This window comes from Enterococcus sp. 3G1_DIV0629, from assembly GCF_002141285.1.
Classification (GTDB): Bacteria; Bacillota; Bacilli; order Lactobacillales; family Enterococcaceae; genus Enterococcus_B; species Enterococcus_B lactis.
On record NZ_NGLI01000001.1, the window covers coordinates 1363092 to 1381046 of the forward strand.

Sequence of the window (17955 nt, forward strand, 5' to 3'; positions counted from 1 at the left end):
TGATTAAACAATTAGTTCTCAACGATTGATGTTTTTTCTGGTTGATTTTCTTTATGAATCTTCCCTATGAATTACAAAACGCTGTCTCTGTGTGCGGGTCAATGGCCAAGTGATTAATTCTTGAGCATTGTTGTATATGCCATTTCTTACTTCGAGCACTCGGGTACTATAAATGTTTTGCAAATAATAAACATCGCCATTCACATGCTCTTCCCCAGTTGGTATCAATCGCCACCTTGCACGGTTATTTATACTTGTCTGATTCATTACATCTACAGTGAAAGAATTATTTTCTGATAACACGCGGTTTCTATCAAGACGACTTCTCAACACATATGATTTACTCACAACATCATAATCTAGGAACCACTTTTGATTGCTTCCTCCATGGTTATGGTAAATAACCCCTGTGTTGTTTCCCCGATTCCAGTCTACTACTTTCCAGACATCTGCTTGACATTGAATAGAAGCGATATAGCCATGGTATTTACCTCTGCTTTCAGTATTTTTTAATAAACGATGATTGATGTCAATAATCGCATTGACGAGCTTCTCGCTTGGGTAATCGCTAGGAACGATCCCTACGTGTCTGATATTTCTATGTAATATACGACGATAGGTAAAAGGATTGGTTACTGCTGCATACCCCTGTACGCCGCTCCAAAATCCGTTTGCACTTAAAAAATTGATATATTTAACGTCATTCGTCCCTCTACTTTGATTTGCTCTATCAATTTGTTGCTCGACAGCCCATCGTTTATCATTTGGATTCACTGGATCCCAATAGTCTTGTATATCAAAACTTGACGGATAAGGGATTCCGACATTATTTCCCAAGAAATTACGAAAAATGACGATTTTTCCTCGTGTCTCGCTAAGAGTCGGATTAGCGTTTCCATAATAAAAGTAATCTCTCCAGCGACTATCTTGTAAATATCGTGTATTAAGAATATGGTTGAATGTATGGTCATTTACACTACTGTATTCTTGTTTTAATCTCATATAGACTACTTCTTCAGGATTGTCACGAAGAAAGGCTACTGTCTTATTAAGTACATCACCGAAATTTTGATTTAGGTAATACGCACCATGATGCATCGTAAAAACATCATCAATGGCACGTGCGCGTATATCTAAAAAACGAATCCCGTTGTCAAGCTGCCTGCGAATATCGATACTTTGTGTTCTCACATAACTACTGAATCCTCCTCTATAAGTTGCTGTCGCTGAATTGTGTGTCCCTGGAATAGACAATTCTGATAGACGTACATCATCTCTTAACTGACTCATCCAATTCCGATTATATGTACGAGCTGTCCAAGATCCGGTGTTCATATCGGCATAAGAGATTGGGGCTTTATAACCTAGTAAAAACAACCCAAAACAGATGCTCAGTAGTGCGGTAATTTTTTTCTTATTCATAAGTTCTCCATTCTTTTTTATTTTGTGCACACACTTAATTATAGCTTGAAAAACATTCTAACAATGAACACATTTTTCTCATAAAAGAAAAAAAGCAAGATCTGCAGTAACTAAAATAACTACAAATCTTGCTTTCTTCCTCTAAAGATATTTTTTTATTTTTCCCGGATTTTATCCAATAGCTGTATAGCTGTCTGCTGATTCATCTTTTCTGCTTCACGTAATTTTTGCGCAACTTGCTCGATTTCCTCACCAACTGCCCCAATTGAGATTGCTAATGAACGAGCTTGAAGCCCCATGTGTCCTTTTTGGATTCCTTCTGTAACTAATGCTCGCAAAGCAGCAAGATTTTGAGCTAACCCTACAGCAGCCATTACTTGTGCTAGTTCCTTGGCTGAATCAACATCTAGCATAGCCAAGGATACTTTAGCTTTTGGCAAGATATTAGAAGCTCCGCCTACTGTGGCTACAGCCAAAGGCACCGTTAACTTCCCAACTAGTTTATTTTCTTTAATCTGCCAGTCTGTTAATCCTTGGTATAATCCGTTTCTTGCCGCATAGGCATGGATCGAAGCACTTACCGCACGTGTATCATTTCCTGTAGCTACTACTACAGCTTCTATACCATTCATGATTCCTTTATTATGCGTCGCTGCACGATACGGATCCAGCTTCGCATACTCCCCTGCTTGCTGGATTTTTTTAGCGATTTGTTCACCAATTTCTTTACTTCTTCCTAAGCGTTCAAAGGGGATTTCACAACAGGCAGAAGCCAACGATTCTGTAGCAAAATTACTTAAAATACTGAATAGAATCTCTTCCTCAGGGAACCACTCCCGTAATTTGTTTGCTACGCTCTCAAGGATCGAGTTGATCATGTTGGCCCCCATTGCATCTTTTACATCCACTAAAAAATCAATAGATAGGTAGGCATGGAAACTTCCCATAAATTCCCGTGTAGAGATATCTTGAACACCGCCCCCGCGTTTCACGATGGAAGGATAGCTTTCATTTGCACAAAGAATCAGTTCTTCTTTTCGATGATTCACTGCATCGATCACTGCTTGATACTCCGATTTTCCTGATAGAACGATTTGTCCGCGCATCAGCCGTTGAGGTGTTTCTGCACAGATATTTCCACAGATTTTTGCGCCATTGCTTGCAGCTGCAATAACAGATGGTTCTTCTGTTGCCATCGGGATCCATTTTTTCTTACCATTGATTTGGAAATTTTGCGCAATGCCCATTGGAATTTCCACTTCGCTCACTTGGTTTTCAATCATGTGATCTGAGCGCTCTTCAGAAAGTGTTTGTTCCTCAAAAATCTGTGCATTTTCCTGTGTCAATACACCTTTTTCTACCAATTGACTGCGCCGTTCAGATGGCGTGAGCTGGTAGAACTTTTTTTTTTGCAAATCCTCACGTGTTTGCTCCGTATTCGCTTCTAGCAAGACTGCCAAGCCTAAACCTCCGCCAACACATAATGAAGCAATCCCGTATCTCTTCTGCTCACGAAGCAATCCGTGGGCTAACGTGGTCAAAATACGCGCACCGCTTGCCCCAATTGGATGTCCTAATGCGATGGCTCCTCCATAGATATTGACCTTTTCTTCATCTAACTGTAGTTCTCGATTGACCACGATAGATGAAGCCGCAAATGCTTCATTGATTTCAAAAAGATCGATCGTTGGTAAAGCTATTCCTGCTTTGTCTGTCAATTTTTGAATGGCCGTGATTGGAGAAATTCCCATGATGCTTGGATCAATACCAACTTCCGCTACTTCTTCGATGGTTGCCAAATAAGGCAGATTATTATTCTCTGCGTATTCTTTGGATGCAAGGATCACCACTGAGGCACCGTCATTCAATGGAGAAGCATTGCCTGCTGTTACTGTTCCTTCTTCCGAGAATACTGTACGTAATGTACCCAATTTTTCCAATGTACTATTTCCACGAACTGCTTCATCCTCAGATAACACGTCTTCAGCAGAAATCTTGACCGGAATGATCTCCTCAGAAAATACGCCAGCTTCAACAGCTTGAGCTGCTTTCAACTGAGATGCCAAAGCATAACGATCCTGCTCTTCTCTACTCACAGAAAATTGAGTTGCCACATTCTCTGCGGTTAATCCCATATGTGCATTTGAAAATGCGTCAGTCAATCCGTCATTGACCATACTGGAAATTGGTTCGCCATATTCATTTGTTTCTGACTGATAGGGTTTCAGCATAGGTGCTTGAGACATACTCTCTGTTCCGCCGGCTACCACAAGCTCTGCTTCACCTAATTGGATCAGCTGGCGTGCTAAAATCACTGCTTTCATACCAGATCCACAAACTTCATTGATTGTCATTGCAGGGACATCAACTGGGATACCGCTGTTCAAAGCAATTTGTCTAGCAACATTTTGACCATTACCAGCCTGCAGGACATTCCCGAATATTACTTGATCTATTTTATCTTTTTTCAGTTTTGTTTTATCTAATAATTCTTTGGTCACAAGTGTGCCTAATTCAACTGCAGTAAATGAACTTAAACTTCCGCGATACTTTCCTATTGGCGTTCTTGCAGCATCTATCATTACGACTTCTTTCAAGTAAGCCACCTCCTACAAAAATATACCATTCTTTGCTATAAAAACAAATAGCTCTTGTTCCAGTTGTTTTTTTCTAAGATTAAATTTTAACAATCCTTAAATATTCGCTTTTTTATATTTCTTTTAATCTTTTTATGATACTTTAGTAAAGTAAGTTTTTTATCATGAGTAAAGAGGTGTTGAAATGAAAATAGGGATTGATCGTCTTTCCTTTTTTATTCCTAATTTATATTTAGATATGACAGAATTAGCAGAAAGCCGTGGAGATGACCCTGCAAAATATCATATCGGTATTGGTCAAGACCAAATGGCAGTCAATCGTGCGAATGAAGATATCATTACACTAGGGGCAAATGCTGCCAGCAAGATCGTGACAGAAAAAGACCGTGAGCAAATCGACATGGTCATCGTCGGAACAGAATCCGGGATTGACCATTCAAAAGCGAGTGCGGTAATTATCCACCATTTACTAAAAATCCAATCTTTTGCTCGTTCTTTTGAAGTAAAAGAAGCTTGCTACGGTGGCACCGCAGCTTTGCACATGGCAAAAGAATATGTCAAAAATCATCCAGAACGAAAAGTACTAGTCATAGCAAGTGATATTGCTCGTTACGGCTTGGCAAGCGGGGGTGAAGTGACGCAAGGTGTCGGTGCTGTTGCGATGATGATCACTCAAAATCCGCGTATTTTATCGATTGAAGACGACAGCGTATTTCTGACAGAAGATATCTATGATTTCTGGCGTCCAGATTACAGTGAATTTCCTGTTGTTGATGGACCTTTATCTAATTCTACGTATATTGAATCGTTCCAAAAAGTTTGGAATCGACATAAAGAATTATCGGGTCGAGGACTCGAAGATTATCAAGCGATTGCTTTCCATATCCCATATACGAAGATGGGAAAAAAGGCATTGCAAAGCGTATTAGACCAAACAGATGAAGGAAATCAAGAACGGCTACTGGCTCGCTATGAAGAAAGCATTCGTTACAGCCGACGAATCGGTAATCTTTACACTGGTTCATTATACCTTGGACTAACTTCTCTACTGGAAAATTCGAAATCATTACAGCCAGGAGACCGCATTGGTTTATTCAGCTACGGTTCTGGTGCAGTAAGTGAATTTTTTACAGGTTATCTGGAGGAAAACTATCAAGAATATCTCTTCGCACAATCTCATCAAGAGATGCTGGATTCTCGAAAACGAATCTCTGTTGACGAATATGAAACGATTTTCAGCGAATCGCTTCCTGAACATGGAGAAAGCGCAGAATATACATCAGACGTACCTTTCTCGATTACAAAAATTGAAAATGATATTCGTTATTACAAAATATAATAAACGCATAAAAAAGATCCCTTCACGAAATGTGGGGGGATCTTTTTTTGTCCTTGGACCAGAGAAGCAGTCGATAGGTCAACCTAGTCGTACTGATGATTTCTTGTTTTTCACTGAATAGTTTGCGAATATATCTAGTCACAACAGGATCTTTTGCGTACTCTTCATAGTACATCTTCATCCACTCTTCAGTAATTGATTCCTGTGCAAAATAAGTAAAATCTTTTTTCTTTACTTTGAATCCTTTATCAATTAAATATGATTCAAATTGATCTATGATAAATGGGGTTGTATTAGGATCTTCTTCTATCATTTCTAGCTGCTTTTCGATAGGATAAAAAACATCATCGATTGATTCCACTACTCTCATTATCACGCACCATTTGCTTGACTTTTTCATCAATTTTTCTAATTGATTGGGATGTGTCAAAGCTGGGTTTGCTGCTGTAAAAACCACTTCATATGTCTCACTGGATTGGATAAATTCTTCTAATGATCGTTTGATAAAGGAAACATTTGATAAGTCAATTTTTTCTGCTTCTTTTTTTGCATTTGCTAACATTCCTGAAGAAAAATCGATCAAATCGTAGTGATTAACTTCTTTTGATAAAGAAAGAAATCTACCAGATCCTCCGGCAACGTCTGCTACTATTTCAGCAGGCAGGACTTTCTCCGACTTCAGATATTCTCTTACATCTTCTGCAATAGTTGTTTGTGATTCTTGCTGGATTTCATAATATTCTTCCGCAAAATCATCCCACTCTTTTTCATTCATTTGAATCCTTCTTACTTTTTGATTTTTGTTAGATATTTTCACTTTTCGGAATAAATTATTCTCCTCTTTTATCTATTATATCTCTTTTGATGAATAAAAAAATGTTTTGCTTTCCGTCTATTATAAATAAAAAGAGGCTGTGACAAAAGATGTGTCACAACCTCCTTGATTCGTTTTATTTATTTCCTTGTACTCGTACAATGATCAATTTCGTGATTTCCATCAAGATGATTGTCACAAGGGCGATTCCCATACATGTAAAGACTTCTGTCAATCCAAATGCTGATGGGATAGAGAAGACTTCTTTCAGTCCTGGGATCATTGTTAAGCAGTAAAGCGCGCTACATACAACTACAGCTAGTAAGACACTTCTGTTAGAGAAGAACCCTGCTTGGATAGCTGTTTGTGTATTTGAACGTGCTGGGAATGTTTGCAATGTCCGACACCAAATCAATGTTGAAAATGACATAGCTACACCGAATTCAGGTGAATGTTGCATGCCAAGCCATTGAGCGAAGATAACAGCAATCCCAATCAGCACACCACGATACGTTACAGAAATCAATGTTTTGTCCGTAAAGATTCCTGAATTTGGATCTCTTGGCGGACGGTTCATCGTAGCGGGTTCTGCTTTTTCTGTACCTAATGCAATCGCTGGCAGTGAGTCATTGACTAAATTGATGAACAGCAGTTGTAATGCTGTAAATGGATTGGACCAGTCAGCAACTAAGGCAAAGATGATCGCAATGATCGCACCTAAGTTTCCGGCAAATAGATAAGAAATGGCTTTCTTGATATTATCAAACACGTTACGTCCTACTTCTACTGCGCTGACAATAGAAGCAAAGTTGTCATCCGTCAATACCATCGCTGCTGCATCTTTTGCCACATCTGTACCAGTTCCCATAGCAATCCCGATGTCTGCTTGTTTCAATGCTGGTGCATCATTTACACCATCACCTGTCATAGCGGAGATATGACCTTTATTTTGCCAAGCACGAACGATACGGATTTTATTTTCAGGAGAAACACGTGCATAAACCGTCACTTTTTCTAAAACTTCGTTTAGTTGATCTTCTGTTAATTCATCTAATTCCGTTCCAGTCAGAGCTAAGTTTCCTTCTTCAAAAATCCCGATTTGTTTTGCGATAGCAACAGCTGTTGTTTTGTGGTCACCAGTAATCATAATCGTTTTGATTCCTGCACTTCTTGCTTCTGTCACCGCTTGAGTGACTTCAGCACGTGGAGGATCGATCATAGCAAGCAAACCAACAAGGATCAAATCATCTTCATCTTCAAATGATAAATCAAAATTATCAAGTGGACGGTAAGCAAAAGCTAGTACACGTAATGCTCGTGTTGAAAAAGCTTCATTTTGCTCTTGGAATTTTTTCATCAATTCATCCGTCATCGGAACAACTTCGCCATTCAGTAATACTTTTTTACTGCGTTGGAAGACGATATCTGGTCCACCTTTGACAAATAAGTAATTTTCGTTATCGATCGTGTGTCCAGTAGACATCAATTTTCGATCTGAGTCAAAAGGAAGTTCTGCTTGTCTTGGGTAGTTGTTTCGAATTTCCTGATAAGGCTGGTTTAGTTTTTCACTAAAATCGATAAACGCTACTTCCGTAGGATCGCCCAATTTAGTACCGTCTTCACTGATCGATGCATCATTCGCTAAGACACTGATTTCAATCAAACGACGTTCGTCAGCTGTCCACTTTGAAGGATCGTTTGTGAAATCTCCAGTATCGCCATTCCCTAAAAAGTAGTCAACAACTGTCATTTTGTTTTGTGTCAATGTACCAGTTTTATCTGTACAGATGATACTTGTCGAGCCAAGTGTCTCAACTGCTGGAAGTTTTCGGATAATGGCATGACGTTTCGCCATTTTGTTCGTTCCCAAAGATAACACGATTGTTACGATAGACTGTAATGCTTCTGGAATAGCAGCTACGGCTACGGCTACGGCAAACATCACTGCGCTGATGATATCTGCAGTCATATCTCCTGTACCTTCTCCAAGATAAATACGGAACAATTGGATACCTAAAATCAATAGAGATAATGCCAAAATAGCCAGACTTAATTTTTTACTGAATTTATCCAGACCTCGTTGTAACGGAGTGACTTGCTCAGTTGTTGATTCCAAAAGACCAGCAACTTGTCCGATCTCCGTATTGTTCCCAGTTGAAGTCACTAAGAATTTACCGCGTCCGTAAGTTACGATTGTTCCACTGAATACCATATTCGTACGATCACCGATTGGAACAGTACTTGTGATATCCATTACTTCTTTTTCTGCGGAAGTCGACTCTCCTGTCAGCATGCCTTCATCTACTTTTAATGAACCCGCATCTAGTAAACGTCCATCAGCAGGTACATAATCGCCTGCGTCTAACAACACGATATCCCCTACGACAAGTTCGTTTGCCGGAATCGTTTTTTCTTTACCGTCACGAATCACTCGAGCATCAGGTGCTGAAAGATTTTTCAATGCCTCTAAAGAACCTTCTGCTTTTTTTGTTTGGACAACACTGATGATAGAATTCAACATCAACACTGCAAAAATAACTAAGAATTCGATGTAGTCTCCCATGACCATCTGAATCAGTGCGACAATCAGCAATACGATAACCATTGCATCTTTGAAGGTTTCTAAGAACAATTTCCAAGTTGGCTTCTTCGGCTTTTCTTTTAGCTGGTTCAAGCCATCTCTTTCTAATTTTTCCTTCGCTTGCGTGGTGCTCAATCCATCGGTTGAGCTCTGCGTTTGCTGCATCAACGAGTCGATCGTTTCTTTATAGACCGCTTGTTGTGCTTGTTCCTTGTTTTCCAAATTTCATCCCCCATTTTTTGATCTCGGTCCTAGTCCTGTCTGAAAAAAAAGAGACCTAAGACAAATGCGCATTTGTCTTAGGTCTCACCATTTCATACAATACCAGAAAACCATTTGGTTAACTTACTGTTGATATTATCGCAACAAAATGTTGCCGGTTACTCCCCTAAGGAGATATTCAACTGTACTAATATCCTACCTTATTAAACTACAAAAAGCAACTATTTTAGCCCGATTTACCTACATTTTCATGAAAAGAGTGAAAAGTATATTCACCTTGGTAGGCTTCTTTCTTCTATCATGCTATACTAATGTTATTGTATGTAAGGAGGAACATTTTTGTGGTATCTAGTATTATAACCGCCCTTTATCTATTGAATGCACTTATTGCTTTAGTGGCTATCTTGATCAAACCCCGAGATGTAGCAGCTATTTGGGCATGGCTCTTAGTATTGTTTGCCCTTCCTGGGGTGGGTTTTGTATTATATTTATTTTTCGGACGTGGATTAACGGATAAGAAAAAATTCTATCTCCGACAAAGTGACTTGAAAGAATTAGAAAACTTTCAGTCTTTTAGAGGAGATACCATTGAACATTACGATCCTGACATGGGCGACAAAGACAAACAACAATTTGTCGACTTCTTCTCTTCATTAAATCGTATGCCGCTGACAAGAATGAATTCTGTCACTCTTCTCACAGACGGACAAAAGAAATTAGATTCACTGCTTCAAGATCTAAAAAAAGCCAAACATTCGATCCATATCGAATATTACGCATTTGTGACAGATAATATCGGTCAGCAAGTCTTACGCGTTTTAGAAGAAAAAGCCGCAGAAGGCGTAGAAGTTCGTATATTATATGATGCATTTGGCTCCCACGGCACAAAAGCAAAAGATTTCAATCGTCTAATCAAAAATGGTGGACATGTCCATACATTTGTTACCTCGCAAAAAGCATTGCTTCGTTTCCGATTGAATTACCATGATCACCGAAAAATCGTTGTGATCGATGGAAAGATCAGTTACACCGGTGGTTTCAATATTGCTGATCAATATGTAAATACGACAAAAAAATTCGGTTATTGGCGTGATACGCATATACGGATTTTCGGTGCCGCTTCTTCTTTGCTTCAACTTCGTTTTTTAACAGACTGGAACGTTTCAGTGCCTGAACAAAAAAAGGTCGGCTATCATTTGAATTATTTCTTTAAAAAAGCCGATCGAGACGAATCCAAACTTGCTGATACGTCCATCCAGCTTGTCTCAAGCGGACCAAATAACGAACGAGAACAAATCAAGCTTTCGTTTATCAAATTGATTACTTCTGCTAAAAAACGTGTTTGGATACAGACACCTTACCTCGTTCCTGATGAAAGTGTCATTGCTGCTTTGAAGATCGCAACTGCTTCTGGTGTCGATGTGAAAATCATGATCCCCAATAAACCGGATCATCCTTTTATTTATCGAGCAACACAATATTATGCTCGTCAGCTCATCAAGGAAAACGTACAGATCCTTGTCTACGAGAATGGCTTCCTCCATGCAAAAACATTGATAATGGATGATGAAATATGCATGGTAGGTTCAGCAAATCAAGATATTCGTAGCTACCGATTGAATTTTGAAACAAGTGCTGTTATTTACGATCCTGAATTTTTAGAAGAACTTGCTACTCAGTTCAAAGAAGATGAGACACATTGTTCACCAATGACGACTGAAACAGTGAAGGAAATGTCTAACTGGCTGTTATTCAAACAACAAATTTCTCGATTGTTTTCTCCAATCTTATAATTTTTCCATTCAAGTAAAGAAAAGAGGCTGTGACAAAACGTGTCACAACCTCTTTTTCCGAATAAATGGTGTTCAATCAGCTGACCTTCGGTATTAGCTCAACAAACGGCAAAACATGAGGAACTATTTTTCCGTTTGTTTCTCTAATACTCAGGACAGGACGCTGGTTTCACAACCTCTTTCTTTTACTCTAATTCACCGGCTGCCCAATGATTGATTGGTCCATATTTATGCCCTACGTTTATTTCTTCACGAATCGCACGGTTTACATAGTCTTTTGCCAATCGGATCGCTTGTTCTACTGTTTTTCCTTTAGCTAATTCGGCTGCAATACATGCAGATAACGAATCGCCGGTCCCATTGATCCGGTCAGTAGGATAAAATGGCGCATTCAGCCAAAATGATTTTCCTGATTCAAGCAATACGTAGTCGTTGACTGTTTCTTGCTGCGCATCTTTTGCATGATGTCCTTTGATCATGACGTTTTTCGCACCCATCTCTTGCAGTTCTTTTGCTGCTTGTACAAAATCTTGTTCAGTTGCTAATGTCCGTCCAGTCAGCTTTTCTGCTTCGTAAAAATTAGGTGTCAGTACTTCTGCCAAAGGGACAAGTTTTTCTTTCAAGCTTTGTAAAGCAGATTCTTCTAGTAAAAGATTTCCATGTTTCGTTACGATCACGGGATCCACGACTAATGGTCCAAAATCATATTTTTGGTAATTTTTTACAACTGTCTCAATCAAATTTGAATCTGCTAGCATACCTGTTTTAGCTGCACGTATTTGAAAGTCCTCTGCAATCAGTTCAAATTCTTTATCGATAAAATCAGTTGGCAAGGTCACACTTGCTCCGATTCCGTAAGAATTTCCTGCAACACATGCGGTCATGACAGAAACACCGTAAACACTTCTTGTAAAGAATGTATGCATATCTGCTTGCATCCCTGCGCTTCCATCGCTATCTGATCCTGCGATCGTCATTGCTTGTACATACTGCTCTTCCATCAAATCGATCCCTCCATTTTTATAAAAAATTTTTTTCATGATGCTGTTACTGTTTCTATTATATGTTTTTCAAAGTATCCCTCAGTAAATATACCACTACCTTTTCTTGGTAATCAAATTTATTTGAAAAAACATTTGTAATAAATCAGAAAATAGTTGTCATTTATTTGAACTAGTTATTCTAATAACAAATACCCGCTATTCGATTTATATATATTTAAGTATCCTTCTTGTTTTCATATAACCAATGGCGCTATGATTTCCATATGATAAAAAATAAAGTCAGGTGAAAAAATGAAACTTGAGGATAAAAAAGTTATTTTGAAGAAAATCAAACGTCTCCCAGACCAAATAAAAAACTATACGATCTGTTCTTTCAAAAAAGACAGGAGTATAAAAGCTTATACGCAAAGCACAGAAAAAGGAATAATCTATTTCCTACATGAAGAAGGTTACGATACCCAAACCTTTATGTTTACTGAAAAAAAAGAATTTCATAAACAGATGAAAAAACTGATTGAAAAAGAATTTCCAAGAAGCCATAAACTCTATGTGAATCAGCAATTTTAACTTTTAACTATACGCTCTTAATTAAATAGGTTCTGTAATAAAATAAAACTTTATAATAACTATAACAAAACAGAATACAAAACAACAGTTCTATAAGTTATAATCATAGTTGTTAGATGATTCATCTAGTAAAAACACCAGATTTCAAATTTCACACAATTGAAACTAGATCAATCATCAACCTTCTTCAAATTGTTAGAACCCTTTCCCGAGGAGCTGCAGCATAAGCAAGAAAAACAAACAGGAAGCCAAATGGCTGAGACATTCCTTCTATTAGTCTAGTTGTTTCTCGTCGCAAATTTAAGACTTTAGAAAGTTATTTCTATTGATGTTTGGGTTGTTTCACGCTTATGCTCAGCTCCTTACCTATTATTTATCTCAACAGATCAAACAAATTAATGGAAAATTTAAGGAGTTTTGTTATGCTTACGATCTATTCTTCTCGTACACATAGTTATCATCTGATGGCAAATTGGCTGAAAGACCATCAAATGCCTTACAGAGAACGAATTTTCACACCTAAACAGCCTTTAACCAGAAAAGAAATCTTTTATTTATTATCATTAACAGAAAACGGATTTGACGATCTATTAGCCAAACGCTCGATTGATTATAAAAATTTGAAAGATCAAATCGACCAATGTACGACCTCAGAACTTGTCGATTTAATCGTCTCACATTTTACTTTGTTGCAACGTCCCATCATTACTGACGGAAAAAAATTATTAGTCGGATTCAATGAAGATAGTATGCGTCTTTTTATCCCTGTACAATGGCGCAGAAGCCAGCTAAAATCTGTCTATAACGATTTCACGTGGGTAAGCGATTTAGACAATTCTATGGAGTTAGATGATGAATTTTTAAATTATTATATATAAAAAGGACGGTGACAAAAAAGTGTCACAGTCCTTTTTTCCGAATAACTAGTGTTCCAGAAGTAGCTTCTACGAAAAATAAGCCGAAATTTCTTGAAGCTAATTCTTGAAGCTAACTACTTCTGTCACAACCGCTGATTCACGGTGTTCAAATTTGCGCACACTTACCACGAATAAGTGCTTTGAGTGAACTGACGATAAGAATGACGAACAAGACTGCCATAAATAATCAAAAAGACACCCGTTCCTACTGTAACAAAAAATCCAGAGGCACCGATACTACCATCCATATACCACAAAATCGAAGCAAAAAGTGGGAAAAGTGAAAAAATACATAATCCGATTCCTGCAATCAACGAGAAGCCAAAACTTCGCTGATACGCTTCTTCTTTTTCTTTTGCTTCTGCTAATACTTTTTCAGGTATTTTTCTATTATACAAAAAGTGATTTAAGCGTGTGATTTTCATACCAGAAGCGATGAAAAAACCGACAGCTAATGCTATACCGAAAATCAGACAAGAAACACCCATGAATGCATAGCCTGTTGAACAGAAGAACAGAAATCCTGCAAAGGATAAACAAGTGAATAGGACACCTGACGCTACTTGAAGACTTGCTGCTCTGTATTCTTTCCAGTAGTTTTCCGCTTCACTTAAATAAATCGAAGCTGAATTTGATTCTGTCTCGGAACTTGGATTTTCTTTTTTGACATCTAATTCTTCTAATAATTCGTCGATTGAACCAAATGTCGAGATGACTGTACCAATGGCCTCTTGTTCATTTTTCCCTTCTCCCATTAATTCATGATAATGATCTTCCATATTTGCCAACAGATCAGCTTTCAGCTTTTCTATCTCGGTACTTCGGGGTACTCCGATAAAAAGACTTTCTAAATAATTACGGATTGTATCCATTTACTTTCCCTCCAAAAATTGATCGACCACGTCTTTCGTCGTCAGCCACTCTTGCTTTTTTTCTTCTAAAAGATTACGTCCTATTTCAGTGATTTTATAATATGTCCGTTTTTTTCCATGGGTCACTTCACCAGGGTACGAAACAATCAATTGATTCTTTTCTAAACGGGCAAAAACGGAGTAAAGTGTCGTCTCTTTGATTACATAGGAATCATTTGTCCTCTCACGAATCGTTTTAGAAATTTCGTATCCATAAGAATCGTTTTTGTTAAGGATCGATAAAATAATCGCATCATTGTATCCGCGTATTCCATCACTTGAAATCATGTTCTCTCCTCCATATTACTCCATCTGTCGTTGTAATCAGCATAGCATGATTACTTCATCAGGTAAAGTAATTTTTTGCAAAAAATAAAAAGGAACAGAAAGCAAAAGAAGCGTTATGCTTTTTTGCTTTCTGTTCCCATAATTTATTTATTTTACAACCATGACGTTACATGATGCGTGATTGACTACATAGGAAGTAGTGGAGCCTACTAGTGCACGTTCTACCGCATTCAGACCTGTCGCCCCCATGACAATCAGATCGATTGGTTCTTTCGATTCATGGAAATTAGCGATCAATGTCTTTGGATAACCGTAAAGAACATATGTCTCGATATCTGTCAGGCCTTTTTCGATTGCCAAGTTTCGATGTTCTTTCATCTGGTTTTCCGCAACCTCATCCAATTCTTCCTGCAGGCTTGTTGTAACAAATGCAAAATCACCAAAATAATTGCCTGTTACTTCATTAACATACAGGATGTGCAACGTTGCTTGATTTCGTTTGGCAATCGTGATTGCCTCAAGAAATGCTTTTTCTGCCTTTTCAGAACCATCAATTGCTACTAAAATATTACGATAAGTGTCTACCATTGTAAACGCCTCCTTCACTGTTAGTGTAGCACGATTACAGTGTTAGGACAAACATTTTGTGAACGTTTTATCTAAAAATATCAGGCATCAAATCCGTTTTTTTCGGAGACCGTTTTAAACCAGCGACCTGATTTTTTGATCGTGCGTTTGCCGTCTTGTGCCAAATCAACAGCGATAAAGCCATAGCGATTTTTGTAGGCATTTGTCCATGACCAGTTGTCCATACATGTCCACATGTGGTAACCCACACAATTCGTTCCTTCTTGGATTGCTTGATGGACATATTTCAAATGATCCGTCACAAATTCGATCCGATAATCATCTTCAATAATGCCTTCGCTGTTAACAAATCGTTCTTCTCCTTCGACCCCCATCCCATTTTCAGAAATATAGCATTTGATATTACCATAATTCTCTCTTGTATTCGTTAAAATATCATAGATGCCTTTTTCGTAAATTTCCCATCCACGATATGCATTCATTTTTTTATTGGGCATGTCGTAATTATCAAAATAATCATCTGGCATGGGGCTATGTTCGTGATCGATTGGTGTTTCTTTTGCTTTGATCCGACGAGGCTGATAATAATTGATTCCTAACAGGTCAATCGTGTTTTCTCTGATGAGTTCTAAGTCTCCTCCATGAATGTCAGGCATTATACCCAATGTTTTGACAATCTCGATCAACTCTTGTGGAAACTCGCCTTTCACTGCAGGATCAAGGAACGATCTGTTGAAGAATGCATCCGCGATTTGCGCTGCTTTTACATCTTCTGGGTTCGTTTCATCTCTCGGATAACTTGGTGTCAGATTCAAGATGATTCCGATTTCACCATCATGACCGCCTTCGTGGTAGGCTTTGATTGCCTTTGCACTTGCTAAATTCTCATGATAGCCTACTTGGACCGCTTCTTTCATATTGATATGGTTTGGATAGTGGAATTGATACAAGTAGCCTCCTTCTACAGGTACGATTGGCTCGTTATGAGTAAACCATTTTTTGACTAGATCTCCAAACAATTCAAAACATGCGGCTGCATAAGAAACATAAGCGTCAACCGTTTCTCTTGATAACCATCCGCCTTTTTCTTGCAAGGACAGTGGCATATCAAAATGATAAAGATTCACAAAAGGCTCGATACCATTGTTCAGCAATTCAGTAAAATAATCTCGATAAAAAGAAACAGCTTTTTGATTGATTTCACCTGTCCCTTCCGGAATCAAACGACTCCATTGGATAGATGTACGAAATGTGTTATGGCCAGTTTCTTTCATTAACTGAACATCTTCTTTGTATTTTGTGTAAACTTGCGAAGTTTTTTCAGGTCCTACTTGATCAAAGAATTTTTCAGGCTCTAATGCATACCAATGATCCCAAATATTTTCTCCTTTCCCGTCATTACTTACTCTTCCTTCCGTTTGCGGTCCGCTAGCAGCAGAACCCCACCAAAAATTTTCTGGAAATGTATAGGTTTTCATTTTTTTACTTCCTCTCTTTTCTTCTTGATATCGTAATCATAACGAACCCATAAAAATAAATCAATACTTTTTATAAAAATGACTAGACATTTAAAATATTCGGCGTTATACTTTGTATGTAATCGATTGCAAATAAATTTGAGGTGAATAAAAATGAACGGTTTTATGGACAAGCTTTCTGAGAAAATCATGCCCTTAGCTAATTTATTAGGGCAAAATCGTTACCTTACAGTTTTACGGGATGCGTTTATGCTTTCCTTCCCTTTAACGATGTTCGGTTCGATCGTTGTCGTTATCAATAACTTGCCTTTTTTCAGTGACGCAACAAAGGGAACTTTATCGAACTTATTCGGTAATGGGCAAAATGCAACAATGAGCATCATGTCGGTTTTTGTTACTTTTGGTATCGGCTATTATTTATCAAAATCTTATGACGTTGAAGGTATTTTCGGTGGTGCCGTGTCTTTTGCCAGCTTCTTGATTCTTACTCCTTTTGCAATGAAAACCGTTGGCGGTGAAGATGTAACTGGTGTTCTTTCACTTGATCGTCTTGGCGCAAAAGGAATGTTCATTGGAATGATCGCTGCTTTCTTGGCTGGAGAAATTTACTGCAGAATCACAAAACGCGGCTGGCAGATCAAAATGCCTGATGGAGTTCCACCTGCAGTAACAAAATCATTTGCCGCTTTGATCCCTGCTGTAGTGACACTAACTGTTTTCTTAGTAATCAACGCTGTGATGACTGGTATTTTCAATGCTAACTTACATGATGTCGTTTATGAAGTGATCCAAAAACCATTAACTGGTTTGGGAAGTAGTTTACCTGCAACATTGATTGCTTTGTTCTTTGTCCAATTCTTATGGTTCTTCGGACTTCACGGACAAATCATCGTCAACTCTGTAATGGACCCAATCTGGAATACACTGATGCTTGATAACTTAGAAGCTTATCAACATGGAAAAGAATTACCACACATCATCACAAAACCATTCATGGAAACCTTCACTGTTGGTATTGGTGGCTCTGGAATGACTTTAACTGTCGTTTTATTGATGGCCTTTGTTCTTAAAAAGAAACAGTATCGTGATGTTGGTCGATTAGCTTTAGCACCTGGTATTTTCAATGTAAATGAACCAGCAATCTTTGGTCTTCCAATCGTATTGAATGCAACAATCCTTATTCCTTGGGTCGTGGCACCTCTAATCGTAACGACGTTCAATTATTTGGTAATGGCTGCTGGACTTGTCCCTGCACCAACTGGCGTCTCTGTTCCATGGACTGTGCCAATCATTGCAAGCGGTGTCTTAGCAACAAATTCATGGCTTGGTGGTATGCTGCAAGTCATCGACTTTGTCATCGTTGCCTTTATCTGGTACCCGTTCTTGAAAGTCTTGGATAAACAACCAGATTTAGATATTGCTTAATGGATCATT

The 17955-nt window shown here is 38.3% G+C and carries 14 protein-coding genes; 5 read left to right on the plus strand and 9 right to left on the minus strand.

The window, feature by feature from the left end:
- Positions 1-51: 51 nt before the first annotated feature.
- Positions 52-1422: a phosphatidylinositol-specific phospholipase C domain-containing protein gene (locus A5816_RS16240; protein ID WP_179189694.1), complete on the minus strand. Its 1371-nt coding sequence runs from the start codon at positions 1420-1422 to the stop codon at positions 52-54.
- Positions 1423-1577: 155 nt separating this feature from the next.
- Entirely contained in the window at positions 1578-4019 is a 2442-nt protein-coding gene (locus tag A5816_RS06900) for a hydroxymethylglutaryl-CoA reductase, degradative (RefSeq protein WP_086311000.1), read from the minus strand.
- A 184-nt stretch (positions 4020-4203) separates the two neighbouring features.
- On the opposite strand from A5816_RS06900, the gene A5816_RS06905 reads away from it, so the two are divergent.
- Positions 4204-5358 carry a hydroxymethylglutaryl-CoA synthase gene (locus A5816_RS06905; RefSeq protein WP_002335590.1) on the plus strand — a complete coding sequence of 385 codons (1155 nt, stop codon included), beginning with the start codon at positions 4204-4206 and terminating at the stop codon, positions 5356-5358.
- A gap of 22 nt (positions 5359-5380) precedes the next feature.
- Here the strand turns inward: A5816_RS06905 and A5816_RS06910 are convergent, their stop codons facing one another.
- Together A5816_RS06910 and A5816_RS06915 are read right to left on the minus strand one after the other, a co-directional pair.
- Entirely contained in the window at positions 5381-6133 is a 753-nt protein-coding gene (locus tag A5816_RS06910; RefSeq protein WP_086311001.1) for a class I SAM-dependent methyltransferase, read from the minus strand.
- Between the two features lie 175 nt (positions 6134-6308).
- Positions 6309-8975: a cation-translocating P-type ATPase gene (locus A5816_RS06915; protein WP_086311002.1), complete on the minus strand. Its 2667-nt coding sequence runs from the start codon at positions 8973-8975 to the stop codon at positions 6309-6311.
- A 341-nt stretch (positions 8976-9316) separates the two neighbouring features.
- Here A5816_RS06915 and cls point away from each other — a divergent pair, with 341 nt between their 5' ends.
- Positions 9317-10768: a cardiolipin synthase gene (cls, locus tag A5816_RS06920; RefSeq protein WP_010732807.1), complete on the plus strand. Its 1452-nt coding sequence runs from the start codon at positions 9317-9319 to the stop codon at positions 10766-10768.
- Positions 10769-10953: 185 nt separating this feature from the next.
- On the opposite strand, the gene thiD is transcribed toward cls, so the two are convergent.
- Positions 10954-11769 carry a bifunctional hydroxymethylpyrimidine kinase/phosphomethylpyrimidine kinase gene (gene thiD, locus A5816_RS06930; protein WP_086311003.1) on the minus strand — a complete coding sequence of 272 codons (816 nt, stop codon included), beginning with the start codon at positions 11767-11769 and terminating at the stop codon, positions 10954-10956.
- 294 nt (positions 11770-12063) lie between these two features.
- On the opposite strand from thiD, the gene A5816_RS06935 reads away from it, so the two are divergent.
- Both A5816_RS06935 and A5816_RS06940 read left to right on the plus strand, forming a co-directional pair.
- Positions 12064-12339, plus strand: coding sequence for a hypothetical protein (locus tag A5816_RS06935; protein WP_086311004.1), 276 nt, complete (start codon positions 12064-12066; stop codon positions 12337-12339).
- A gap of 422 nt (positions 12340-12761) precedes the next feature.
- Positions 12762-13217, plus strand: coding sequence for a Spx/MgsR family RNA polymerase-binding regulatory protein (locus A5816_RS06940; protein WP_002291831.1), 456 nt, complete (start codon positions 12762-12764; stop codon positions 13215-13217).
- 161 nt (positions 13218-13378) lie between these two features.
- Here A5816_RS06940 and A5816_RS06945 read toward each other — a convergent pair whose 3' ends face one another.
- From A5816_RS06945 to A5816_RS06960, 4 genes are all read right to left on the minus strand, one after another.
- Entirely contained in the window at positions 13379-14128 is a 750-nt protein-coding gene (locus tag A5816_RS06945) for a permease prefix domain 1-containing protein (protein WP_086311005.1), read from the minus strand.
- Positions 14129-14455 (minus strand): PadR family transcriptional regulator, encoded by a 327-nt coding sequence (locus A5816_RS06950; RefSeq protein WP_002291828.1) that lies wholly within the window; start codon positions 14453-14455, stop codon positions 14129-14131.
- A 147-nt stretch (positions 14456-14602) separates the two neighbouring features.
- Positions 14603-15043: a universal stress protein gene (locus A5816_RS06955; RefSeq protein WP_002289467.1), complete on the minus strand. Its 441-nt coding sequence runs from the start codon at positions 15041-15043 to the stop codon at positions 14603-14605.
- A gap of 80 nt (positions 15044-15123) precedes the next feature.
- On the minus strand, positions 15124-16521 hold the full coding sequence (locus tag A5816_RS06960) for a glycoside hydrolase family 1 protein (protein WP_002372983.1): 1398 nt from the start codon (positions 16519-16521) through the stop codon (positions 15124-15126).
- Between the two features lie 153 nt (positions 16522-16674).
- On the opposite strand from A5816_RS06960, the gene celB reads away from it, so the two are divergent.
- Positions 16675-17946: a PTS cellobiose transporter subunit IIC gene (celB, locus tag A5816_RS06965; RefSeq protein ID WP_086311006.1), complete on the plus strand. Its 1272-nt coding sequence runs from the start codon at positions 16675-16677 to the stop codon at positions 17944-17946.
- The last annotated feature ends 9 nt before the right edge of the window (positions 17947-17955 follow it).

What these genes read in the sequence shown, in the direction of transcription:
- A5816_RS16240 (WP_179189694.1), bottom strand. Translation starts at nt 1,422, where the DNA reads ATGAATAAGAAAAAAATTACCGCACTACTGAGCATCTGTTTTGGGTTG.
- A5816_RS06905 (WP_002335590.1), top strand. Translation starts at nt 4,204, where the DNA reads ATGAAAATAGGGATTGATCGTCTTTCCTTTTTTATTCCTAATTTATAT.
- A5816_RS06910 (WP_086311001.1), bottom strand. Translation starts at nt 6,133, where the DNA reads ATGAATGAAAAAGAGTGGGATGATTTTGCGGAAGAATATTATGAAATC.
- thiD (WP_086311003.1), bottom strand. Translation starts at nt 11,769, where the DNA reads ATGGAAGAGCAGTATGTACAAGCAATGACGATCGCAGGATCAGATAGC.
- A5816_RS06935 (WP_086311004.1), top strand. Translation starts at nt 12,064, where the DNA reads ATGAAACTTGAGGATAAAAAAGTTATTTTGAAGAAAATCAAACGTCTC.
- A5816_RS06940 (WP_002291831.1), top strand. Translation starts at nt 12,762, where the DNA reads ATGCTTACGATCTATTCTTCTCGTACACATAGTTATCATCTGATGGCA.
- A5816_RS06945 (WP_086311005.1), bottom strand. Translation starts at nt 14,128, where the DNA reads ATGGATACAATCCGTAATTATTTAGAAAGTCTTTTTATCGGAGTACCC.
- A5816_RS06950 (WP_002291828.1), bottom strand. Translation starts at nt 14,455, where the DNA reads ATGATTTCAAGTGATGGAATACGCGGATACAATGATGCGATTATTTTA.
- A5816_RS06955 (WP_002289467.1), bottom strand. Translation starts at nt 15,043, where the DNA reads ATGGTAGACACTTATCGTAATATTTTAGTAGCAATTGATGGTTCTGAA.
- A5816_RS06960 (WP_002372983.1), bottom strand. Translation starts at nt 16,521, where the DNA reads ATGAAAACCTATACATTTCCAGAAAATTTTTGGTGGGGTTCTGCTGCT.
- celB (WP_086311006.1), top strand. Translation starts at nt 16,675, where the DNA reads ATGAACGGTTTTATGGACAAGCTTTCTGAGAAAATCATGCCCTTAGCT.